This window comes from Streptomyces albiflavescens (assembly GCF_014645835.1).
GTDB classification, from domain to species: domain Bacteria; phylum Actinomycetota; class Actinomycetes; order Streptomycetales; family Streptomycetaceae; genus Streptomyces; species Streptomyces albiflavescens.
On record NZ_BMMM01000019.1, the window covers coordinates 178,546 to 200,641 of the forward strand.

19 protein-coding genes are annotated in these 22,096 nt (G+C 69.5%); 16 read left to right on the forward strand and 3 right to left on the reverse strand.

Annotated elements, in window-relative coordinates; translation table 11 throughout:
* Window positions 1–42: 42 nt before the first annotated feature.
* On the reverse strand, window positions 43–1,686 hold the full coding sequence (locus IEY95_RS39180; RefSeq protein WP_373294636.1) for an IS200/IS605 family accessory protein TnpB-related protein: 1,644 nt from the start codon (window positions 1,684–1,686) through the stop codon (window positions 43–45).
* A gap of 154 nt (window positions 1,687–1,840) precedes the next feature.
* Window positions 1,841–3,250 (reverse strand): aminopeptidase P family protein, encoded by a 1,410-nt coding sequence (locus tag IEY95_RS39185; RefSeq protein ID WP_229703654.1) that lies wholly within the window; start codon window positions 3,248–3,250, stop codon window positions 1,841–1,843.
* 76 nt (window positions 3,251–3,326) lie between these two features.
* Between IEY95_RS39185 and IEY95_RS39190 the strand changes: the two genes are divergently transcribed.
* From IEY95_RS39190 to IEY95_RS39245, 12 genes are all read left to right on the forward strand, one after another.
* Entirely contained in the window at window positions 3,327–4,484 is a 1,158-nt protein-coding gene (locus IEY95_RS39190; protein ID WP_189190989.1) for an NAD(P)/FAD-dependent oxidoreductase, read from the forward strand.
* Complete coding sequence (locus IEY95_RS39195) at window positions 4,481–4,780, forward strand: (2Fe-2S)-binding protein (protein ID WP_189190990.1); 300 nt, start codon at window positions 4,481–4,483, stop codon at window positions 4,778–4,780. Before IEY95_RS39190 ends, IEY95_RS39195 begins: the two co-directional genes overlap by 4 nt.
* A complete protein-coding gene (locus tag IEY95_RS39200) occupies window positions 4,773–6,272 on the forward strand; it encodes an NAD(P)/FAD-dependent oxidoreductase (RefSeq protein ID WP_189190991.1) in 1,500 nt (499 codons plus the stop codon). The genes IEY95_RS39195 and IEY95_RS39200 overlap by 8 nt, the downstream gene beginning before the upstream one ends.
* A gap of 76 nt (window positions 6,273–6,348) precedes the next feature.
* Window positions 6,349–7,248 carry a dihydrodipicolinate synthase family protein gene (locus IEY95_RS39205; RefSeq protein ID WP_189190992.1) on the forward strand — a complete coding sequence of 300 codons (900 nt, stop codon included), beginning with the start codon at window positions 6,349–6,351 and terminating at the stop codon, window positions 7,246–7,248.
* Between the two features lie 32 nt (window positions 7,249–7,280).
* The gene (locus IEY95_RS39210; RefSeq protein ID WP_189190993.1) at window positions 7,281–8,282 is read left to right on the forward strand and encodes a proline racemase family protein; all 1,002 of its coding nucleotides are present in this window, start codon (window positions 7,281–7,283) and stop codon (window positions 8,280–8,282) included.
* A gap of 57 nt (window positions 8,283–8,339) precedes the next feature.
* On the forward strand, window positions 8,340–9,029 hold the full coding sequence (locus IEY95_RS39215) for a GntR family transcriptional regulator (RefSeq protein ID WP_189190994.1): 690 nt from the start codon (window positions 8,340–8,342) through the stop codon (window positions 9,027–9,029).
* Window positions 9,030–9,081: 52 nt separating this feature from the next.
* Window positions 9,082–10,080 carry a LacI family DNA-binding transcriptional regulator gene (locus tag IEY95_RS39220; RefSeq protein ID WP_189190995.1) on the forward strand — a complete coding sequence of 333 codons (999 nt, stop codon included), beginning with the start codon at window positions 9,082–9,084 and terminating at the stop codon, window positions 10,078–10,080.
* Between the two features lie 163 nt (window positions 10,081–10,243).
* The gene (locus IEY95_RS39225) at window positions 10,244–11,596 is read left to right on the forward strand and encodes an ABC transporter substrate-binding protein (protein ID WP_189190996.1); all 1,353 of its coding nucleotides are present in this window, start codon (window positions 10,244–10,246) and stop codon (window positions 11,594–11,596) included.
* Between the two features lie 8 nt (window positions 11,597–11,604).
* Window positions 11,605–12,573 (forward strand): carbohydrate ABC transporter permease, encoded by a 969-nt coding sequence (locus tag IEY95_RS39230; protein WP_189190997.1) that lies wholly within the window; start codon window positions 11,605–11,607, stop codon window positions 12,571–12,573.
* The gene (locus IEY95_RS39235; protein WP_189190998.1) at window positions 12,570–13,445 is read left to right on the forward strand and encodes a carbohydrate ABC transporter permease; all 876 of its coding nucleotides are present in this window, start codon (window positions 12,570–12,572) and stop codon (window positions 13,443–13,445) included. Before IEY95_RS39230 ends, IEY95_RS39235 begins: the two co-directional genes overlap by 4 nt.
* A gap of 66 nt (window positions 13,446–13,511) precedes the next feature.
* Window positions 13,512–15,113 (forward strand): glycoside hydrolase family 13 protein, encoded by a 1,602-nt coding sequence (locus tag IEY95_RS39240; RefSeq protein WP_189190999.1) that lies wholly within the window; start codon window positions 13,512–13,514, stop codon window positions 15,111–15,113.
* 64 nt (window positions 15,114–15,177) lie between these two features.
* Window positions 15,178–17,349, forward strand: coding sequence for a discoidin domain-containing protein (locus IEY95_RS39245; RefSeq protein WP_189191000.1), 2,172 nt, complete (start codon window positions 15,178–15,180; stop codon window positions 17,347–17,349).
* Here the strand turns inward: IEY95_RS39245 and IEY95_RS39250 are convergent.
* A complete protein-coding gene (locus tag IEY95_RS39250; protein WP_229703655.1) occupies window positions 17,321–18,010 on the reverse strand; it encodes an ATP-binding cassette domain-containing protein in 690 nt (229 codons plus the stop codon). The genes IEY95_RS39245 and IEY95_RS39250 overlap by 29 nt on opposite strands.
* 272 nt (window positions 18,011–18,282) lie before the next feature.
* Here IEY95_RS39250 and IEY95_RS39255 point away from each other — a divergent pair, with 272 nt between their 5' ends.
* The 4 genes from IEY95_RS39255 to IEY95_RS39270 all read left to right on the forward strand — a co-directional run.
* A complete protein-coding gene (locus IEY95_RS39255) occupies window positions 18,283–18,774 on the forward strand; it encodes a hypothetical protein (RefSeq protein WP_189191001.1) in 492 nt (163 codons plus the stop codon).
* A gap of 280 nt (window positions 18,775–19,054) precedes the next feature.
* Window positions 19,055–19,816, forward strand: coding sequence for an SMI1/KNR4 family protein (locus IEY95_RS39260; protein ID WP_189191002.1), 762 nt, complete (start codon window positions 19,055–19,057; stop codon window positions 19,814–19,816).
* 216 nt (window positions 19,817–20,032) lie between these two features.
* Complete coding sequence (locus IEY95_RS39265) at window positions 20,033–21,271, forward strand: PP2C family protein-serine/threonine phosphatase (protein WP_189191003.1); 1,239 nt, start codon at window positions 20,033–20,035, stop codon at window positions 21,269–21,271.
* A 390-nt stretch (window positions 21,272–21,661) separates the two neighbouring features.
* A partial coding sequence (locus tag IEY95_RS39270) for a transposase (RefSeq protein ID WP_229703661.1) occupies window positions 21,662–22,096 on the forward strand: 435 nt, incomplete at its 3' end.

Here is a 22,096-nt window from a genome sequence, read left to right on the forward strand (position 1 = left end):
CGCGTCTTGGCGGGCGGGGCCGACAGGCCGCAGGAACCGTTTCTAGTGGCTGAGCGGGAGTGGGTCCTGTTGCCAGGACTCATGCTCAGTCGGACGCCCCGGACGGTGTTGGGCGTTCTGGTCCACCGCGTTCGCTCCGCGTCCGGCGCCGACGGATCGTGTCCGTGGTCCGGGGATGCGGGGGCGGTTTCCCTCGCGCCCCGGGGTGCCCGAGCCGGCCTGGACGGTCCGATGCCCCGCACGATCGCTCTGGTCGTGCGGGGGCGGTGCCGTCCTCCCCCAGTGCCTTAAGGGCCTGGGAGGTGCCCCCATCCGGATCGGGTGCCCCAGGGCGCGCCTGCCGATCGCCGCGGCGGCCGCGTCGTGGCGAGTGGGCTTCCTGTTCGTGCTGGTGAGGGGCTTCTGCCAGTGCTGGGCGCCCCACCGGGAGGTGTAGGCCGGGTCGACGGCGACGATGGTGATGCCGAGTTCGGCGGCCATGCTGACGAGCCGGGCCCGCAGTTTGGATACCGGCATGCCGGAGATCAGCTTGCGGAAGCGTTTGCGGCGGCCGTGTTTCTCGCGGGTCTTCTCCGTGGTGAAGTCGAGGTCTTCGACCGCGATGGCCAGGCCGTGGCGTTCGGCCCAGTGCAGCAACCGGATGAGGGCGTGCCGGACCTGGGCGTCGCGGTGGCCGGCGGTGCCGGTCAGGTCGTAGCCGAAGCGGAGCGGTTCGCCGACTGGATTGCCGTGCTCGTCCAGGCGCCAGGCGGCCAGGTGGTCGGCGTTGGTGTCCACGCCGATCAGGCCCCTCGTGCGGGCCGCGGCCAAAGGCACGGTCTTGACCGGTGGGATCGTCCAGGACGCGGTCAGGTACCAGCGGCCCCGCACCGTGTCTTCGTGGATGCGGTAGGCCACAGCCCGGTTCGCGGTGACGCGGTCGCGCCACTGCTCGCCCCGATACGCGAACACCACCGTCGCGGCCAGCACGTACCGGCCGTGCGGCGCGTTCGCCAGGTGCGCCAGCGGCGCCGGCAGCTTGATCGAGACCTCACCGCCCGGGGTGACGCGGATAGTCTCGTTGCCGAACCGCTTGCCGGACTCGCCATCCGCCTGGAGGAACCGGCGCTCGGCCTGCCACCGCCGGCGCCATAGCGGCTCGGTGAGCTGCGCTGCCTTCAGGTTGTGCCGTGTGTTCAGCAGCCGCTTCCCGCCGCGCACCACGTGCACGACACCCACCTCACGATCCGCCCGCGCCACCTTAAGCCGGTCCTCAAGGACGTGCAGGCGGCGGGCCTTGGCGAACCACTCCTGCCTTGTGCGGTAGCCGCCCGGGGCGCGCTTGCTGCCCCTCTCGCCGACGGGCAGGGACAGCCGGTGCGCGATCGTGCGCACCCCCGCTTCGAGACTCTGGATGTGGGCGAGCTGGCCGCGCCGGGCGAGCGCCCACTGATCGTGGCTGGCCTTCGTGACCGACCCGGCCCAGCGCGAGGAGGACTCCCGCGTCAGGGCACGCTTGCGCTCGGCCCACTGCTCGGTGTCGTGCTCCAGCCCGGCCGCACACCGCGCCCTCAGATCCCGGGCAGCGAGCGTACCGAGCTGATCGCCGACCAGCCGCAGTACCTCCTCATCTCCGGCGGTGAGGTGCCTCAGGCGGTCACGGACCGCGACCCCCGACGGGCCAGGCACGACGAAGGGCGCTGCCATCTCCCGCAGCCCACTCACCCCGTCACCCCCGTCCCGGTCCGAAAAGCCCGTCACCGCACCCAACGACCACCCACCGGAAAGGTCACCCATTCGACGGGAGAACCTCTGTTCCTCACCGGGGGCACGCCTGCCGCAGCCCGGACACTTCTCCCGGCTAGCCGGCGAACTCCCGCATCCACGCCTCGACTTCCTCGGCCGAGCGGGGCAGCCCGGCCGACAGGTTCTCGTGGCCGTCCGCCGTGACGAGGAGGTCGTCCTCGATCCGGACGCCGATGCCGCGCCATTCCTCGGGCACCGTCAGATCGTCCGCCTGGAAGTAGAGGCCCGGCTCGACGGTGAGTACCATGCCCGGCTCCAGCACCCCGTCGACATACTCCTCGTTGCGGGCCCTGGCGCAGTCGTGGACGTCGAGCCCGAGCATGTGCCCGGTGCCCGCCATGGTGAAGCGGCGCTGCAGGCCGAGTTCGTACGCTCGCTCGGCGGGGCCCTCGATGAAGCCCCATTCCACCAGCCGTTCGGTCATCGACCGCTGGGCGGCCTCGTGGAAGTCGCGGTAGCGGGCGCCCGGCCGAACCGCGGCCATGCCGGCCTCCTGGGCCTCGTACACCGCGTCGTAGATCTCGCGCTGGAGCGGCGTGAACGTGCCGTTGATCGGGAGCGTGCGGGTGACGTCGGCGGTGTAGAGGGTGCGGGTTTCGACGCCGGCGTCCAGCAGGAGCAGTTCGCCCGGGCGGACCGGGCCGTCGTTCTGCATCCAGTGCATGATCGTGGCGTGCTCGCCGGCCGCGCAGATGGAGCCGTAGCCGACGTCGTTGCCCTCGACACGGGCGCGGCGGAAGAAGGTGCCCTCGATCCAGCGCTCCGAGGTGGCGACGGCCTGCGACAACTCCCGTACGACATCGGTGAATCCACGGACCGTGGCGTCCACCGCCCGGCGCATCTCGCCGATCTCCCACGCGTCCTTCACCAGCCGCAGCCCCGAGACGGCCTCCTCGAACACGGCGTCCTGCTCCTCGTCCGTGCTGAGCGCCGCTTCGATGACGGCGTCGTGGCCGCGCACGACTCGGGTCGGTACTCCGGAGTCCTTCAGGTCCTCGGCGATCGTACGGATGTCACGGCAGGGCAGTCCGAGTACCCGCTCCGACTCGGCCAAGGAGCGGCGGCGGCCCATCCACAGCTCGGCCGTCATGCCCGTCCAGAACTCGTCGCTGTCCCGGCCGTCGCGGGGGAGCTGGTAGCAGTGCGCTTCGTGTCCGCCGTCCGCGCGAGGCTCCAGCACAAGGGCACCGTCCCGGGTTTGATCGCCCGTCAGATGGACGTAGCCGGAGTACGGGCGGAACGGGTAGTGGGTGTCGTTCGAGCGGGTCTTGAGGCTCCCGGAGGGGATGACGAGCCGCTCGCCCGGGAAGAGGGCGGAGAGCGCGGCGCGGCGGCGGGCCGCGTGGGGCGTCTGCTCGGTCGGTTGCAGATCACGCTGCTCGGTGTCGGCCCAGCCCGTGCGCATCAGGGCGGACAGCTCGCCGGAGATTCCTCGGTACAGCCCGTTCTTTCGGCTTGTGGCCACGTCAGGCACCTCTTGTGTGAGTCGTCGACTGTTCTCGGTTATTCCCAGCAACAGAAGCATGTGACATAGTACTGATGTGAGCAAGCCATTTACCTGCGACGTCGTGGTCGTCGGGGCCGGAATGGTGGGCGCGGCCTGCACCCTGTACGCGGCTCGGGCGGGCCTCGACGTCGCGCTGGTGGACCGCGGACCGGTGGCCGGCGGGACGACCGGCGCGGGCGAGGGGAACCTGCTCGTCTCCGACAAGGAGCCGGGGCCGGAGCTCGACCTCGCCCTGCTGTCGGGGCGCCTTTGGGTCGACCTCGCGGAGGCGACGGAGCTCGCATCGGCGATCGAGTACGAGGCCAAGGGCGGTGTCGTCGTGGCCGCCACGCCCGAGGGACTGACCGCGCTGGAGACCTTCGCGGCGGGGCAGCGGGCGGCCGGGGTCGCGGCCGTGCCGGTCGCGGCCGACCGACTCCACGACCTGGAACCACAGTTGGCTCCCGGACTCGCGGGTGCCGTGCACTATCCGCAGGACGCCCAGGTGATGCCCGCCCTGGCCGCGGCCCATCTGGTACGGGCCTCGGGGGCGCGGCTGCTGACCGGACGGACCGTGACCGAGGTGCTGCGCACGGCGGACGGGTCGGCCCGGGGCGTACGGACCGACCGGGGCGAGATCCATGCCCCGGCCGTGGTGAACGCGGCCGGTACGTGGGGCTCGGCGGTGGCCGCGCTGGCCGGTGTCTCCCTCCCCGTCCTGCCCCGCCGCGGATTCGTCCTCGTGACCGAGCCGTTGCCGCGGCTGGTGCGTCACAAGGTGTACGCGGCGGACTATGTCGCCGACGTGGCCAGCGACTCGGCGGCGCTCCAGACGTCGCCCGTCGTCGAGGGAACGGCCGCGGGGCCGATCCTCATCGGCGCGAGCCGGGAGCGGGTCGGCTTCGACCGGTCCTTCTCGCTGCCGGCCCTCAGAGAGCTGGCCGCGGGCGCGACGCGCCTCTTCCCGTTCCTGTCGGGGGTGCGGGCCCTGCGCACCTACCTGGGCTTCCGGCCGTACATGCCCGACCACCTGCCCGCCATCGGCCCCGACCCCCGGGTGCCCGGCCTCTTCCACGCCTGCGGGCACGAGGGCGCGGGCATCGGGCTCGCCACCGGTACCGGGCATCTCTTGGCGCAGATCCTGACCGGCAGGACACCCGACCTCGATCTCGCGCCGTTCCGGCCGGACCGCTTCCCGCAGGAGGCCGTGTGAATCCCCTGGAACTGGTCCGGGCGCAGCCGGGACCCGCCTTCACCGTCACCCTCGACGGCCGTGAGATCGAGGCGCTGCCCGGCCAGTCCGTCGCCGCCGCGTTGTGGACCGCGGGCGTCACCTCGTGGCGCAGCACCCGCGGCGCGGGCCGTCCGCGTGGCGTCTTCTGCGGCATCGGCGTCTGTTTCGACTGTCTTGTGACCGTCAACGACCGTCCCAACCAACGGGCTTGCCTGGTGCCGGTGCGGCCGGGCGACACGATCCGGACGCAGGAAGGCACGGGCCACGATGACTGACCGACCGCACCTCGCGGTGATCGGCGCGGGCCCGGCGGGACTCGCCGCGTCCCTGGCGGCGGCCGCGCGGGGCATCCGCGTCACACTGATCGACGCCGGCGCGATGGCGGGCGGGCAGTTCTACCGGGGGCCCGCGCCCGGGCTCGGCGCGCGTCGGCCGCAGGCGCTCCACCATCAGTGGCGCACAGGGGACCGGCTGGCGCGGGGACTGGCCGGGCACGTGACAGCGGGCACGATCGAGCACCTGACGGACCACCATGTGTGGTGCGTAGAACGACAGTCCGACGGGTTTGCCGTCCACGCGCTGCTCGGCCCGGAACAGGAGCGCCCGGTCACCGTCGGCGTCGACGCCGTACTCCTCGCCACCGGTGGATACGAGAAGGTGTTGCCGTTCCCCGGCTGGACCCTCCCCGGTGTCGTGACCGCGGGGGGAGCCCAGGCCATGCTCAAGGGGAGCCTCGTCGTGCCGGGGCGGACCGCCGTCGTGGCCGGCACCGGGCCGTTGCTGCTTCCCGTGGCGACCGGGCTCGCCGCGGCCGGGGTCGACGTCGCCGCGCTCGTCGAGTCGGCGGATCCGAAGGCGTTGCTGCGAGGGACAGGCGATGCGAAGGCGTTCCTGGAGAGGGCGCGGGCCTTGGCCGCTCAGCCGGGCAAGGTCGCCGAGGGGGCCCAGTACGCGGCTCAACTCGTCCGTCACCGCGTCAAGGTGATGGCACGCCACACCGTGGTCGAGGCACACGGCGAGGAGCGGCTCGACGCCGTGACCGTCGCCGCGCTCGACGGCGACGGGCGGGTCAGGCCCGGCACCGAGCGGCGCATCCCCTGCGACACGCTCGCCGTCGGGCACGGCATGCTGCCGCACACCGACCTCGCCGAGTCGCTCGGCTGCCGTGTCGACGGGCTCGATGTGCACGTCGACGAGGAGCAGCGGACCGACGTGCCCGGCGTCTGGGCCGCGGGCGAGACGACGGGCATCGGCGGCTCCGCGCTGTCCCTCGCCGAGGGGCACATCGCGGGCCGCTCCGTCGCCGCCCGGCTCACCGGCGCGGAACCCGACCCGCGCGAGTGGGCCGCGGTCGCCAAGTCCCGTACGAGAATGCGGGAGTTCTTCGCCGCGCTCGACACCGTGTACGTCCCTCCCGCGCACTGGACCGAGCAGGTCACCGACGACACCGTCGTATGCCGGTGCGAGGAGGTGACCGGCGGTGAGATCCGCCGGGCCGTCGGCGAACTCGGCGCGGGTGACGTACGGACCGTGAAGCTCCTCACCCGCGCCGGGATGGGCTGGTGCCAGGGCCGTATGTGCGAGCCCGCGGTCGCGGGGCTCGCCGGGTGCGCGCAGACCTCGGCGCGGAGGCTGCTGGCCCGCCCGGTGCCGCTCGGGGTCCTCGCCAGAGCCGAGGAAGACCTCGCCGGAGCTGAAGAAGACCTCGCCGGAGCCGTCGAAGACCCCGACGAGCCCGGAGGTCCCGGCGCTTCGGAAGATGACTGAACCCCCGGGGGTGCGGCCTCTCGCCGATCCCCCTTGCCGCCAGTAAAATGTCACACCCCATTGAGAGGGATCCCTCATGGCCACAGCCCCCGACCATCGCCCCTGGCGCGGCGTCCTCGTCGCCACCGCGCTCCCGCTGAACGACGATCTCTCCGTCGACTACGACCGGTTCGCCGCACACTGCGCCTGGCTGGTCGAGAACGGCTGCGACGGCGTCGTACCGAACGGCTCTCTCGGTGAGTACCAGGTCCTCACCTCCGAGGAGCGCGCGAAGGTCGTCGAGACGGCCGTCGCCGCGATCGGCGGGGCGCGCGTGATGCCGGGCGTCGCCGCGTACGGATCCGCCGAGGCCCGTCGCTGGGCCGAGCAGGCACGCGACGCGGGCTGCGCGTCCGTGATGCTCCTGCCACCGAACGCCTACCGCGCCGACGAGCGTTCCGTCCTCGCCCACTACGAGGAGGTCGCCAAGGCGGGCGTCCCGATCGTCGCGTACAACAATCCGATCGACACCAAGGTCGACCTGGTCCCGGAGCTGCTCGCGAAGCTGCACGGGGAGGGGTACGTCCACGCGGTCAAGGAGTTCTCCGGCGATGTGCGCCGTGCCTACCGGCTCGCCGAACTCGCCCCGACGCTCGACCTGTTGATCGGCGCGGACGACGTGTTGCTGGAGCTCGCCGTCGCGGGCGCCAAGGGCTGGGTGGCCGGCTACCCGAACGCGCTGCCCGGCGCGAGCGTCGAGCTGTACCGCGCCGCCGTCGCCGGCGACCTCGACACGGCGGGCAAGCTCTACCGTCAGCTGCACCCGCTGCTGCGCTGGGACTCGAAGGTCGAGTTCGTGCAGGCCATCAAGCTGTCCATGGACATCGTCGGCCGGCACGGCGGCCCGGTCCGGCCACCGCGCGTTCCGCTGCTGCCCGAGCAGGAGGCGGCCGTCCGCGAGGCCACGGAGCGGGCTGTCGCCGCCGGTCTCGCCTGACCCACCTTCGACGATCAGGAATCGGTGATCCCATGCGCAGCAAACTCGTCCTGCACGCCGTCGACTCGCACACCGAGGGTATGCCCACCCGGGTGATCACCGGAGGCATCGGCACGATCCCGGGCGCGACCATGAACGAGCGGCGACTGTACTTCCGTGAGCACCGCGACGACATCAAGCAGCTCCTGATGAACGAGCCGCGCGGCCACTCGGCCATGAGCGGCGCCATCCTGCAGCCGCCGACCCGTCCCGACTGCGACTACGGCGTCGTCTACATCGAGGTCTCGGGCTATCTCCCGATGTGCGGCCACGGCACCATCGGTGTCGCGACCGTGCTCGTGGAGACCGGCATGGTCGAGGTCGTCGAGCCGGTCACCACCATCCGGCTCGACACCCCGGCGGGCCTCGTCGTCGCCGAGGTCGCGGTCGAGGACGGCGCCGCCAAGGCGGTGACCCTGAAGAACGTGCCGTCCTTCTCCGTCGGCCTCGACCGCAAGGCCACGCTCGCCGACGGTCGGACGGTGACCTACGACCTCGCCTACGGCGGCAACTTCTACGCGATCCTGCCGCTGGAACAGTTCGGGCTGCCCTTCGACCGAGCCCGCAAGGACGACATCCTCAAGGCCGGCCTGTCGCTCATGGAAGCCATCAACGCCGAGGACGAGCCTGTCCACCCCGAGGACCCGTCGATCCGCGGCTGCCGCCACGTCCACCTGTACGCGCCCGGCGCCACCGCTCGCCACTCACGGCACGCGATGGCGATCCACCCCGGCTGGTTCGACCGCTCACCCTGCGGCACGGGAACCAGCGCGCGCATGGCCCAGCTGCACGCCCGAGGCGAACTCCCGCTGCACACCGAGTTCGTGAACGAGTCCTTCATCGGGACGCGGTTCACGGGGCGGCTGCTCGGCGCCACCGAGGTCGCCGGAATCCCGGCCGTGCTGCCGAGCTTCACCGGCCGCGCCTGGGTGACGGGCACCGCCCAGTATCTGCTGGACCCCTCCGACCCGTTCCCGGCCGGATTCGTCCTCTGATGTCTTGAGATACTGGTAGCGCGTGACATTGCATATGCCCGTACGAGGAGACGCTCCATGGCCGCCCAGCGCAGCAGCGCACCTTCCGCCGCTCCCGCCCTGCCCACGCTGGGCGGGAAGAAGAGCAGCTACCGCGAGCGCGTCGCGGACGCGTTGCGGGCCGCGCTGATCGCGGGCGAACTGCGGGCCGGCGAGGTCTACTCCGCGCCGACCCTCGCCGCCCGCTTCGGCGTCTCGGCGACGCCGGTGCGCGAGGCCATGCTCGACCTCGCCAAGGAGGGCCTGGTCGACACGGTGCCCAACAAGGGCTTCCGGGTCACCGCGGTCTCCGAGAAGCAGCTCGACGAGTACACCCACATCCGTTCGCTCATCGAGATCCCCACCGTGGTGGGGCTGGCCACCACCGCGGACCTGGTCTCGCTGGAGGCGCTGCGCCCGGCCGCCCGGGAGATCGTGACCGCGGCGGCGGCCGGTGACCTCATCGCGTACGTCGAAGCGGACATCCGCTTCCACCTCGGCCTGCTCGCCCTCGCGGGCAACGCCCATCTGGTCGAGGTCGTCGGAGACCTGAGGAAGCGCTCGCGCCTCTACGGTCTCACCGCCCTCGTCGAGGCGGGCCGCCTGGAGGCCTCGGCGGAAGAGCACCTGGAACTCCTCGACGCACTCATGGCCCGCGACGAAGCGGCCGTCCGGGAAGTGATGACCCGCCACCTGGGCCATGTCCGCGGTCTGTGGGCGGCCCGCTAGTCGCCACTGCCTTACGCAAGCCACTTTCATTTCTTGCGCTATTCTTGCGTCCATGACGCGACGACTTGCTCAGGTGGCGAAGAAGGTCGGGGTCAGCGAGGCCACGGTCAGCCGGGTGCTCAACGGCAAGCCCGGAGTCTCCGACTCCACCCGACAGGCGGTGCTCTCCGCCCTCGACGTCCTCGGCTACGAGAGGCCCACGCAGCTGCGCGGCGAACGCGCGCGGCTCGTGGGCCTCGTACTGCCCGAGCTGCAGAACCCGATCTTCCCGGCGTTCGCCGAAGTGATCGGCGGGGCGCTCGCCCAGCTGGGCCTCACTTCGGTGCTGTGCACGCAGACCAAGGGCGGCGTCTCCGAGGCAGACTATGTGGACCTGCTGCTCCAGCAGCAGGTCTCCGGCGTGGTGTTCGCCGGCGGTCTGTACGCGCAGGCCGACGCGCCGCACGACCACTACCGACGGCTCGCGGACCGCAACATCCCGGTGGTGCTGGTCAACGCGGCCATCGAGCACCTCGGCTTCCCCTGCGTCTCGTGCGACGACGCCGTCGCCGTCGAACAGGCCTGGCGCCATCTGGCCTCGCTCGGCCACGAGCGCATCGGACTCGTCCTCGGGCCCGCCGACCACATGCCCTCGCAGCGCAAGCTCACCGCGGCGCGCGCGCTCGCCCCCGACCTGCCCGACGAGCACGTCGCACGGGCGATGTTCTCGTTGGAGGGCGGCCAGGCCGCCGCGACCCGGCTGCTCGACCGGGGTGTCACCGGCATCATCTGTGCCAGTGACCCGCTCGCGCTCGGTGCCGTACGAGCCGCCCGCCGCAAGGGACTTGCCGTCCCGGGCGAGGTCTCCGTCGTCGGCTACGACGACTCGGCGTTCATGAACTGCACCGAACCCCCGCTGACCACGGTCCGGCAGCCCATCGAGGCGATGGGGCGGGCGGCCGTCGAGCTGCTGAACGCTCAGATCGGCGGGAGCAGCGTCACCGCCGAGGAGCTGCTGTTCGAGCCGGAGTTGGTGGTTCGCGGATCGACCGCGCAAGCGCCTCGCCACTAGAGCCACGCCAGATCCACACGCCTGTCAAATAATTACAGATTCTGCGCGACATATTGCGGACCCTTGTCGCCGGTGCTTGAGTGTGCGGCGCCAGACACGGACGCCGCACCGCCCGGTGCGCCGCCGTGGGCCTTCCCTGCGCCTGCCCAAGAGGGGTCCACCGATGAGAAGTCCCGGGTTCCGCCGCACCAGCACCACGCTCATGGCCTCCGCCCTCGCGCTGACCGCGATCACGGCCTGCGGCTCCAGCGACGACGGCTCCGCGGGTGGCAAGACCCGCATCACGGTCAACTGCATGCCGCCGAAGAGCGCCAAGGTCGACCGTTCGTTCTTCGAGGCCGACATCAAGGCGTTCGAGAAGGCCCACCCGGACGTCGACGTCGTCGCGCACGACGCGTTCCCGTGCCAGGACCCCAAGACGTTCGACGCCAAGCTCGCCGGCGGGCAGATGGAGGACGTCTTCTACACGTACTTCACCGACGCCAAGCATGTCGTCGACATCAACCAGGCCGCCGACATCACCAGTTACGTCAAGGACCTCAAGAGCTACGGCACCATCCAGCAGCAGCTGCGCGACATCTACACCGTCGACGGCAAGATCTACGGAATCCCGCGCACCGGCTACTCGATGGGCCTGATCTACAACAAGAAGCTGTTCGAGAAGGCCGGCCTCGACCCGAACAAGCCTCCGGCGACCTGGGAGGAGCTGCGCGCGGACGCCAAGAAGATCGCCGCGCTCGGCGGCGGCACCGTCGGCTACGCCGACTACAGCGCGCAGAACCAGGGCGGCTGGCACTTCACCGCGGAGATGTACTCGCAGGGCGGCGACGTGGTCAGCGCCGACGGCAAGAAGGCCACCGTCGACACCCCCGAGGGCAAGGCCGTCCTGCAGAACCTCAAGGACATGCGCTGGACCGACAACTCCATGGGCACCAAGCAGCTGCTGATCATCAACGACGTCCAGCAGATGATGGGTTCGGGCAAGCTCGGCATGTACCTCTCCGCGCCGGACAACATCCCGATCCTGGTGAAGGAGAAGGGCGGCAACTACAAGGACCTCGCGCTCGCCCCGATGCCGGGCGGCAAGGGCACGCTCATCGGCGGCGACGGCTACATGTTCAACAAGAAGGACAGTCCGGAACAGATCAAGGCCGGCCTCAAGTGGCTCGACAGCATGTTCCTGACGCCCGGCGACGGCTTCCTCGGCGACTACACCCGCGCCAAGCAGAACAACGCGCCCGTGGGCCTGCCCGAGCCGCGCCTGTTCACCGGAGCCGCCGACGCCAAGGACCAGGAGGTCAAGAAGGCGAACGCCAACGTGCCCGTGGCGAACTACCAGGCCTTCCTGGACGGCAACCAGAGCCTGCAGATGAAGATCGAGCCCCCGCAGGCCCAGCAGATCTACTCGGTCCTCGACGGCGCCGTCTCCGCGGTGCTCACCAAGAAGGACGCCGACATCGACAAGCTCCTGAAGGACGCGTCCGGGAAGATCGACTCCATCCTGGCCCGAGGCTGACACCGTTGATGAAGACCGCATCGAAGCCCGCAGCACTCCCTCCGGCCGCCCTCGGCGTGCCGGAGGTGCCGCGGTCGGCCGGGCGCCGGACCGGGGGCCCGTGGCGCCGGCGCCTGGCCGACCAATCCCGCGCGTACGCCTTCCTCCTGGGCGGCCTGCTCTGCTTCGCGCTGTTCTCCTGGTACCCGGCGATCCGCGCGGTCGTGATCGCCTTCCAGAAGTACACGCCGGGCTCGGGCGGCGAGTGGGTCGGCACCGCCAACTTCACCCGCGTCTTCCACGACCCGGAGTTCACCGCCGCCTGGCGCAACACGTTCACCTTCACACTCCTCGCCCTGCTCATCGGCTTCGCCGTCCCCTTCGTGACGGCACTGGTGCTCAATGAACTGAGGCACGCGAAGGCCTTCTTCAGAGTCGTGGTCTATCTGCCGGTGATGATCCCTCCGGTGGTCAGCGCCCTGCTGTGGAAGTGGTTCTACGATCCCGGGGCGGGCCTCGCCAACGAGGCGCTGCGCTTCGTGCACCTGCCCACCTCGAACTGGTCCAACGGCGCCGACACCGCGCTCGTCTCGCTGGTCATCGTCGCGACCTGGGCCAACCTCGGCGGCACCGTCCTCATCTACCTCGCCGCGCTGCAGAGCATCCCCGGAGAGCTGTACGAGGCGGCCGAGCTGGACGGCGCGAACCTCTGGCAGCGCATCCGCCATGTGACGATCCCGCAGACCCGCTTCATCATCCTCATGCTGATGCTGCTGCAGATCATCGCCACCATGCAGGTCTTCACCGAACCGTTCGTGATCACCGGCGGCGGCCCCGAGAACGCGACCGTGACGGTCCTGTACCTCATCTACAAGTACGCCTTCCTCTACAACGACTTCGGCGGCGCCTGCGCCCTCAGCGTGATGCTGCTCGTCCTGCTCAGCGCCTTCTCCGCGCTCTATCTGCGGCTGACCCGTTCCGGAGGAGAGGACTCTTGAGTACACGCACACTGATATCGCCGCTCGCGCTCGCCCGCCCCCGCGGCAAGGCCGTCTACTGGACCGTCTTCACGGGCGTCGTCCTGCTCTTCGCGCTCGCCTTCCTCTTCCCCGTCTACTGGATGGTGACCGGCGCCATGAAGTCGCCGGACGAGGTCACCCGCACACCCCCGACCCTGGTGCCCCAGCGCTGGAGCGTGAGTGGCTACACCGACGCCTGGGACCTGATGGACCTGCCCACCCATCTGTGGAACACGGTGGTGCAGGCCACCGGCGCCTGGATACTCCAGCTCGTCTTCTGCACGGCCGCCGCCTACGCCCTCTCCAAGCTGAAGCCGGCCTTCGGCAAGCTGATCCTCGGTGGCATCCTCGCCACGCTGATGGTCCCCGCGCAGGCCCTGGTGGTCCCGAAGTACCTGACCGTCGCCGATCTTCCGCTGATCCACACCAGTCTGCTCAACGACCCGCTCGGCATCTGGCTGCCCGCCGTGGCCAACGCCTTCAACCTCTATCTCCTCAAGCGCTTCTTCGACCAGATCCCGCGCGACGTCCTGGAGGCCGCGGAGATCGACGGTGCCGGACGGCTGCGCACGCTGTGGTCGATCGTGCTGCCCATGTCCCGGCCCGTGCTCGGAGTGGTGTCGATCTTCGCCCTGGTCGCCGTCTGGCAGGACTTCCTCTGGCCGTTGATGGTCTTCTCCGACACCGACAAGCAGCCCATCAGCGTGGCACTCGTCCAGCTGTCCCAGAACATCCAGCTGACCGTGCTCATCGCCGCGATGGTGATCGCGAGCATCCCCATGGTCGTGATGTTCCTGGTGTTCCAGCGGCACATCATCGCCGGGATCAGCGCGGGCAGCACCAAGGGCTGACAGCGCGAAGGGCCGACGGCACCCCCTCCGGCTGGACGCACCCCCTCTACGTGAAAGGCAGACACCGTGGGACAGCCTTCCCCTGCCCGCACTCAGGGCGAATGGTGGCGCGCCGCCGTCATCTACCAGGTGTACGTCCGCAGCTTCGCGGACGGCGACGGAGACGGCACCGGCGACCTCGCGGGCGTCCGCGCCAGACTCCCGTACCTCGCCGAACTCGGCGTGGACGCCCTGTGGTTCAACCCCTGGTACCTCTCGCCCATGGCCGACGGCGGCTACGACGTCGCCGACTACCGCGCGATCGACCCGGCTTTCGGAACGCTCGCCGAGGCGGAGAAACTCATCGCCGAGGCACGGGAGCTGGGCATCCGCACGCTCGTCGACATCGTGCCGAACCACGTCTCCGACCAACACCCGTGGTTCCAGGCGGCCTTGGCCGGAGGCCCCGAGCGCGAACTCTTCCACTTCCGTCCCGGACGCGGCGCGCACGGTGAACTCCCGCCAAACGACTGGCCGTCCCAGTTCGCGGGCTCCGCCGAACCCGTGTGGACCCGGATGCCCGACGGCGACTGGTACCTCCACCTGTTCACCCCCGAGCAGCCCGACCTCAACTGGGCACATCCGGCCGTCCGCCAGGAGCACGAGGACGTCCTGCGCTTCTGGTTCGACCGAGGTGTCGCGGGCGTCCGCATCGACTCGGCCGCGTTGCTCGCCAAGGACCCCGACCTGCCCGACTTCGTCGAGGGCCGCGATCCGCACCCCTATGTGGACCGCGACGAACTCCACGACATCTACCGCTCCTGGCGCGCGGTCGCCGATGCCTACGACGGCATCTTCGTCGGCGAGGTCTGGCTCCCCGACACCGAGCGTTTCGCCCGCTATCTGCGCCCCGACGAACTGCACACCGCCTTCAACTTCTCCTTTCTGTCCTGCCCCTGGGACGCCGGGCGGCTGCGTACGTCGATCGACGAGACCCTCGCCGAGCACGCACCGGTGGGCGCGCCCGCCACCTGGGTGCTGTGCAACCACGACGTGACCCGCACGGTCACCCGCTACGGCCGGACGGACACCGGCTTCGACTTCACCACGAAGGCCTTCGGTACCCCTACCGACCTCTCCCTCGGCACCCGTCGGGCACGGGCCGCCGCTCTGCTCTCGCTGGCGCTGCCCGGTTCCGTCTATCTCTACCAGGGCGAGGAACTCGGCCTGCCCGAGGTGGAGTTGCCGCCCGGGAGCATTCAGGACCCGATGCACTTCCGGTCCGGTGGCACGGACCCGGGGCGCGACGGCTGCCGGGTTCCGCTGCCCTGGGCGGCCGAGGCCCCCCACGCCGGATTCGGCGGCGAGCCCTGGCTTCCCCAGCCCGCCGACTGGCCCGCGTATGCCGCCGACCGTCAGGCCGACGACCCCGACTCGATGCTCGGCCTCTACCGCGAGGCGCTCCGCATCCGCCGCACCGAGCCGGGCTTCGGCGACGGCCCGCTCGGCTGGCTGCCCGCCCCCGACGGCGTCCTGGCCTTCGCCCGCCCGGACGGACTGCGCTGCGTGGTCAACCTCTCCGGCATCCCGGCCGAACTTCCCGAGCACTCCCGACTCCTGCTTACCAGCGGCCCCTTGGACGCCGAGGGGCGGCTTCCCCAGGACACGGCGGCCTGGCTGCGCGGCTGACACCGCGGCCGGGCCGTCGCTCCAACCCGCTGTCCCAGCACCCCCACATGAAAGGGATCAGCACATGTCCAGATCTGTCAGGCACATGCCAGCAGCGGCGGCCGCGGTGGCCGTCGCCCTCGCCGCCGGCATGCTCAGTGCCACCACCGCCCACTCCGCGGTGACGGCCGCGGGCGCCGACCTGCCCTTCACCTCCGTGGAGGCCGAGTCCGCCACGTCCACGGGCACGAAGATCGGCCCCGACTACACCCAGGGCACCCTCGCCTCGGAGGCCTCCGGCCGGCAGGCCGTACGGCTGAGCACGGGCCAGCGCGTCGAGTTCACCGTGCCGCGCGCTTCCAACGCGGTGAACGTCTCGTACAGCGTCCCCGACGGCCAGTCGGGCACGCTCGACGTCTACGTCAACGGCGTCAAGCTCGCCAAGACGCTCACCGTCACCTCCAAGTACTCCTATGTCGACACCTCCTGGATCGCCGGCGCCAAGACCCACCACTTCTTCGACAACGCCCGGCTGCTGCTCGGCCAGAACGTGCAGGCGGGCGACAAGGTCGCCTTCCAGGCGACCAACACCCAAGTCACCGTCGACGTCGCCGACTTCGAGCAGGTCGCCGCGGCTGCCGCCCGTCCGGCGGGGTCGGTCTCCGTGACCGACAAGGGCGCGGACCCCAGTGGCCAGGGCGACTCCACGCAGGCCTTCCGGGACGCGATCTCCGCCGCGCAGGGAGGCGTCGTATGGATCCCGCCGGGCGACTACAAGGTGACGTCCTCGCTCAGCGGTGTGCAGAACGTCACGCTGCAAGGCGCGGGCAGCTGGTACTCCGTCGTCCACACCTCGCGCTTCATCGACCAGACCGGCTCGTCCGGCGGCGTGCACCTCAAGGACTTCGCCGTCATCGGTGAGGTCACCGAGCGCGTGGACTCCAACCCGGACAACTTCGTCAACGGCTCGCTGGGGCCGAACTCCGGCGTCTCCGGGATGTGGCTGCAGCACCTCAAGGTCGGCCTCTGGCTGACCGGCAACAACGACAACCTCGTCGTCGAGAACAACCGCATCCTGGACACCACCGCAGACGGCCTCAACCTCAACGGCAACGCGCGCGGTGTCCGCGTCCGCAACAACTTCCTGCGCAACAACGGCGACGACGCGCTCGCCATGTGGTCGCTGTACGCGCCGGACACCAACAGCAGCTTCGAGAACAACACCATCACCCAGCCGAACCTCGCCAACGGCATCGCGATCTACGGCGGCACCGACATCGCCGTGAAGAACAATCTGGTCTCCGACACCAACGCCCTCGGCAGCGGCATCGCGATCTCCAACCAGAAGTTCCTCGACCCCTTCTCCCCGCTCGCCGGGACCATCACCGTCTCCGGGAACACCCTCGTCCGTACGGGCGCGATGAACCCGAACTGGAACCACCCGATGGGCGCGCTGCGCGTCGACTCCTACGACAGCGCCATCGAGGCGACCGTCAACATCACGGGTACGACGGTCAGCGACAGCCCGTACAGCGCCTTCGAGTTCGTGTCGGGCGGCGGTCACGGCTACGCGACGAAGAACATCACCGTCGACGGCGCCACCGTCAACAAGGTCGGCACGGTCGTCGTCCAGGCCGAGTCGCAGGGCGCGGCGAAGTTCAGCAACGTCCAGGCGACCGGCGTGGGCGCGGCGGGCGTCTACAACTGCCCGTACCCGACCGGCTCCGGCACCTTCACACTGACGAACGGCGGCGGCAACTCCGGCTGGGACACGACCTGGGCCGACTGCTCCACCTGGCCGCAGCCCGGCTCCGGGAACCCCGACCCCGATCCGGCCCGCAACCTCGCCAAGGGCCGCCCGGCCACCGCCACCGGTTCGCAGGACGTCTACACGCCGGGCAAGGCGGTCGACGGCGACGCGAACACCTATTGGGAGTCCACCAACAACGCCTTCCCACAAGCCTGGACGGTCGATCTGGGCTCGGCCCTGGCCGCCCGCCGCCTGGTGCTGAAACTGCCGCCCGCCTCTGTCTGGGGGGCGCGCACGCAGACCCTGTCGGTCCTGGGCAGCACGGACGGCTCCTCGTACTCGACGGTCGTGGCCTCGAAGGACTACCGCTTCGACCCGGCGACCGGGAACACGGTCACCGTGACCCTGCCGAGCGGCACCAACCTGCGCTATCTGCGGCTCGACGTCACCGCCAACACGGGCTGGCCCGCCGCCCAGTTCAGTGAAGTGGAGGCGTATCTGTCCTGATCTCCGGGGTCGTCCCGCGCTTCGCCGCCTGGATCTGCTCGTACACATGGGTCCGCAGCTCGGCGAAGCGCGGGGTGACCCGAGTGTGCAACTGGTCCCGCTCGTCCGGGAGATCGACCTTCAACTGTTCCTGTACGACGGTGGGGGAGGCGGAGAGGATCAGCACCCGCTCGCCGAGGTAGACGGCCTCGTCGATGTCGTGGGTCACGAACAGGATCGTGATCCCGCGCCGCCGCCACAGCCCGCGCACCAGGTCCTCCAGATCGGCGCGCGTCTGCGCGTCGACCGCCGCGAACGGCTCGTCCATCAGCAGCACATCGGGCTCGTAGGCCAGCGCGCGGGCGATGGCGACACGCTGCTGCATCCCGCCGGACAGCTGCCAGGGATAGGCCCCCGCGGCATCCGTGAGCCCGACCGACTCCAGTGCGTCCGCGACCAGCTCGCGGCGCCGCGGTAACGCGATGGCGTCGGTGAGTGTGTCGTAGGGGTCCTCGGTCGGGTCGGCGAGTGCAGCCTCGAACGCGGCGACCTCCATCAGTTCGGGCCGGCGCTTGCGGTGCATGTCGATGGTGCGGCGCTTGAGGATCGTCCAGGCGTAGCCCTCCAGGTTCTCCATCTGCAGCATCTGCGGCCAGCGGTCGATGACCTGATCGAACGTCAAATCGACGGCCTCTTCGGCGTCGGAGCCGAGTGAGGCGACGCTGTTCGGCGCGCACGCTCCTGACCTTGATTGGGGCGGCTTGGCTGAGCTTGCTGCGGAGTCGTCGGCGCAGCTGATTGGTGACGAGGACGAGCGCGACGCTCGGTCACGCAGCGGTCATGATCGTGAGCACTGAGCTCGGAAACGCAGGACAGAGTGAATCGCCGCTCACCTACGGTCGCGGCTGGAGTCCCCATCTGGATGCCACGCAGCGGGAATCGTACGCTGCGTACATGGAGCTGGGGACTCTTGCGGTTGCAGCCATTGGAGCGGTCTTCGGTGTCGGGACGACGCTCGTCACCGACCTCGTTCGGTCGCGCAGAGAGCAAGATCGGTATTGGAATGAGACGAAGCGGGTTGTATATACCCGTTTTTTGGCATCTTTGGCGCAGACGCATAGCCGCATGATTGTTGCTGCATTTCGTGAGCAGCCAGATGACGTTCGACGGCATGGTGTGCACGATGCCTTCCATAACGACCCTCAACATAGTGACGCCAAAGCCTTACTGCGGGAGCTGGCTATTGTTTCACCGGATCACGTCTATCAAGCCGCGCTGCCAGCTTATCGACAGCTCCGGATGATTCGGGAACTCCTTGCCGCGCGGTCTCTTCGTCCAGAATCCGCGGAATATGAAGAGGTGAGGCAACCGTTCTTCCAGGGCATGGACACCTTGCAGAAGGTTATGCGTGACGACCTGCAACCGAAGACTTCCCGCCGGTTTTAGGGATGGATTCAGGCAAAACACGCTCCTGTGATCGTCAAGAGAGCCCGCCCATGTGAGCCCTCAGCTTAGGAAGCTTGGGTGCTTCAAAGGCAAGAACCTTGTTGCGTAGAGCTCGTAACAAGATCTTGGAGGTAGTTGTCGAGGCATGGCCTTCGTCGGATCCATGCTGGGCCACTCTGGTGAGTTACCAAGCTGCGGACTGATTCTGGAGGGCGGCTCTCTCTGGGCTACCTGATGGTCTCTTGGTGATGCGGCTCGGGCATCCGATACGTTTCGCGGCATGAGTGGCAGCTTCGACGTGGCCCACGCTCTGGACGGCGGGATTTCCGATCGGGAGCGGGCCTGGACATTTATCCGCAGCTTTGCTGGCGCTTGGGGTGATCCGTTGGCCGAGGACGACGGCACGCCCAAGGCGGAACTGGCGCAGGCGGAGGCGATGCTCGGCTGCTCCCTGCCCACTGCGCTGCACGAGTTCTATACGCTCGCCGGCGCCCGGACCGACCTGGTCGCCAACCAGGACCCCCTGCTGCCGCCTCACGAGATGTTCGTGGATGACGAGTGCGGCGGTGTCCTCGTGTTCCGCAGCGAGAACCAGGGCTGTGCCTTCTGGGGCGTGCGCCTCACCGACCTTGACCGGGACGATCCTCCGGTGCTCGTTCAGGCGCGGCACGGCTGGATGCCCTTCTTGGACCGGGTGTCCTTGGCCTGTGTCGAGCTCGTACTGAGCGAGGCGCTGTTCGGCGGTGGGGGACGGCTGTACAACGCGTGCGAGCTGCCAGCGGACCTGCTTGATGCGGTGCCCGAACACTTTCAGCGGGTGCAACTGCCGGACTACCCGATGTGGACCGGTCCGGAGGAATTCCCCGTGCGTTGGTTCTCTGCCCCGGGCAAGCTGCTGCGCCAAGACGGCCTGGGCGTCTACAGCTGGCTTCACGTCCGCGGCCGGACCCGCGCCGATTTGGACGCGATCTGCGCCGCCGTTCCTGGACGGTGGTCCCTGGGATACACCGAGTCACTCAGCTCCGAGCCGCTGCCCTTCTGATTTGCTGCGGACCTTCTTGAGGCGTCTCCAGCAGATGAGGCCGCAGGCGAGAGAGACGAGGGCGTCGTTTAGAGGTTGTCGTCATGGGGGGCACTTTGCAGGGGGTAGACGGGCCGCAGGCAGGCGTTGTGCCCAGGTGCCGAGGGCGCTGAGGCACGGTAGAACGTAGGGGTGAGGGACGGGAACCTCCCTGATGAGGATGCACGGCCGCAGCGCGTGGCGGGGTCGGGGATCGACTACCAGGCGTTGTTCGCGGTCACCCCCAGCCCCTATATGGTGCTCGGCCCGGACCTGGTGATCGCCGACGTCAATGAGGCGGCTTGCCGGGTGACTGGCCGTACTCGGGAGGATCTGCTCGGGCGGTACCTCTTTGACGCCTTCCCTGAAAATCCGGCGGACCCGGATGCCGAAGGGGTGCGGAATCTGCACGCCTCCCTGCAGTGGGTTCTGCGTTCGAAGGAGCCGGACACGATGGCGCCGCAGAAGTACGACATTCCCGTGGCCGATCAGCCTGGCGTGTTCGAGGAGCGGTGGTGGTCCGCGATCAATACCCCGGTGCTCGGGTCGGATGGGCAGGTGGTGTGGATCATCCACCGGGGGGAGGACGTGACCGCGTTCATCCTGTCCCACCGCCGCCCGCGAGAAGGCACAGCGCTCAGCGACGCGGAGGCGATGGAGGTCGAACTGTACGCGCGGGCACGCGAGCTCCGGCGACTGAACGAGGAACTGCGCCAAGCCCACGCCCGGGAGCGCCAGGTCGCCGTCACCCTGCAGGAGGCCATGCTCCACTCGCCCCATTTGGCCCGGCACCGGGACACCGCAGTGCGCTACTTGCCCGCCGTCGGGTCACTGAACGTGTGCGGCGACTGGTACGAGGTGGTCGACCTGCTCGAGAACAGATTCGCCGTCGCGGTGGGCGACGTCGTTGGCCACGGCCTGGAGGCCGCTGCCGTCATGGGCATGCTCCGTAGCGCGCTCTCCGCCTCCGTCCGGGCCGTCGAAGAGCCCGCGAGTGCCCTGGACGTCCTGGGCCTGTACGCACGCTATGTGGAGGGTGCGCTGGCCACCACCGTCGTCCAAGCGGTCGTCGACACCCACGCTCGCCGCATTACATACAGCAGTGCCGGCCACCCGCCCCCCGTCCTGCTCCACCAAGACGGCACCTGCGACTTGCTTGACCAGGCCACCGACCCTCCGCTAGGGGCCCGCCCCAAACACGTCCCCCGCCCCCAGGCCGACCTGCCCTACACACCCGGCGACACCTTCGTGCTCTACACCGACGGCCTCATCGAACGCCGTGGCGAGGACATCGACGCCGGCCTGCAACGCCTCACCGACGCGCTCGCCCGCCATGCCCGCCATAGCCCCGAACGCCTCGCCGACGCCCTGCTCGCGCACCTCGGCGTCAGCAGTGGCGCCCGCGACGACATCGCCCTGATCGTCCTCCGCCTATGACCCGCGCGCCGCCGCCTGAGTGCTGCAGGTGGCGAGCCCCGCCACCTGCAGCGCTCCTTACCTTGTTGGCGGGTTGATTCCGGTCCTTCGTACGATCGGCAGACCCAGGGGCCTGGGGTGTGGCTGAAAGCGCTCATGCCGTGGTTGTGGCTTTGACTGATTGGCCGCCCAGCGCCCCGCGACGACACGGCCACTCATTGGGATGAGCGTTCAGAGATCGCTTCCTAAGCTTGGTGTTTAACCTCGGCCGTTCACCTGACCCGCTGATCTTGGTTCGTTCCCGGGACAGCAGGACGGCCGTTCTTCACGCTTCGAGGTGTCGAGCAACGTCGCGTGAAGGAACGGCCGCTGGTGAAGAGTCTCGCCGCTGAACAGTCCGCTGACGCCGCGTTGGGTGTCCTGTCCCACTTTCGTGTCCAGTTCTACGACTGCCTCTACACCCGGGCGGATGCGCTCTTCGAGCTCACCGATGCGGTGCTGTGCTCGGACGGCCCGGTGACGTCGCTGGTCGAGTTGACGCTCACGGCCGAGCACCGGCGTGGGCACGGAGCGATGTACGACGCGGTCAACCACGGCTGGCTGGAGCCGCGGCGCCTGCGCAGACTGCTGGCCTCCACGCCGCTGCCGCGTGCCGCTGACGGGCGGATCGTGCTCGCGGTGGACGTGAGCAACTGGCTGCGTCCCGACGCCCCCACCAGCCCGGAGTTGCTGTTCTGCCACGTCTACGGGCGGGGCCGCAGCGCGGATCAGTTCATCCCCGGCTGGCCCTACTCCTTCGTCGCCGCGCTGGAGACGGGGCGCACGTCCTGGACGGCAGTGCTGGAC

What these genes read in the sequence shown, in the direction of transcription:
- IEY95_RS39255 (WP_189191001.1), top strand. Translation starts at nt 18,283, where the DNA reads ATGGAGCTGGGGACTCTTGCGGTTGCAGCCATTGGAGCGGTCTTCGGT.
- IEY95_RS39180 (WP_373294636.1), bottom strand. Translation starts at nt 1,686, where the DNA reads ATGGCAGCGCCCTTCGTCGTGCCTGGCCCGTCGGGGGTCGCGGTCCGT.
- IEY95_RS39230 (WP_189190997.1), top strand. Translation starts at nt 11,605, where the DNA reads ATGAAGACCGCATCGAAGCCCGCAGCACTCCCTCCGGCCGCCCTCGGC.
- IEY95_RS39215 (WP_189190994.1), top strand. Translation starts at nt 8,340, where the DNA reads ATGGCCGCCCAGCGCAGCAGCGCACCTTCCGCCGCTCCCGCCCTGCCC.
- IEY95_RS39225 (WP_189190996.1), top strand. Translation starts at nt 10,244, where the DNA reads ATGAGAAGTCCCGGGTTCCGCCGCACCAGCACCACGCTCATGGCCTCC.
- IEY95_RS39260 (WP_189191002.1), top strand. Translation starts at nt 19,055, where the DNA reads ATGAGTGGCAGCTTCGACGTGGCCCACGCTCTGGACGGCGGGATTTCC.
- IEY95_RS39220 (WP_189190995.1), top strand. Translation starts at nt 9,082, where the DNA reads ATGACGCGACGACTTGCTCAGGTGGCGAAGAAGGTCGGGGTCAGCGAG.
- IEY95_RS39205 (WP_189190992.1), top strand. Translation starts at nt 6,349, where the DNA reads ATGGCCACAGCCCCCGACCATCGCCCCTGGCGCGGCGTCCTCGTCGCC.
- IEY95_RS39210 (WP_189190993.1), top strand. Translation starts at nt 7,281, where the DNA reads ATGCGCAGCAAACTCGTCCTGCACGCCGTCGACTCGCACACCGAGGGT.
- IEY95_RS39200 (WP_189190991.1), top strand. Translation starts at nt 4,773, where the DNA reads ATGACTGACCGACCGCACCTCGCGGTGATCGGCGCGGGCCCGGCGGGA.
- IEY95_RS39245 (WP_189191000.1), top strand. Translation starts at nt 15,178, where the DNA reads ATGTCCAGATCTGTCAGGCACATGCCAGCAGCGGCGGCCGCGGTGGCC.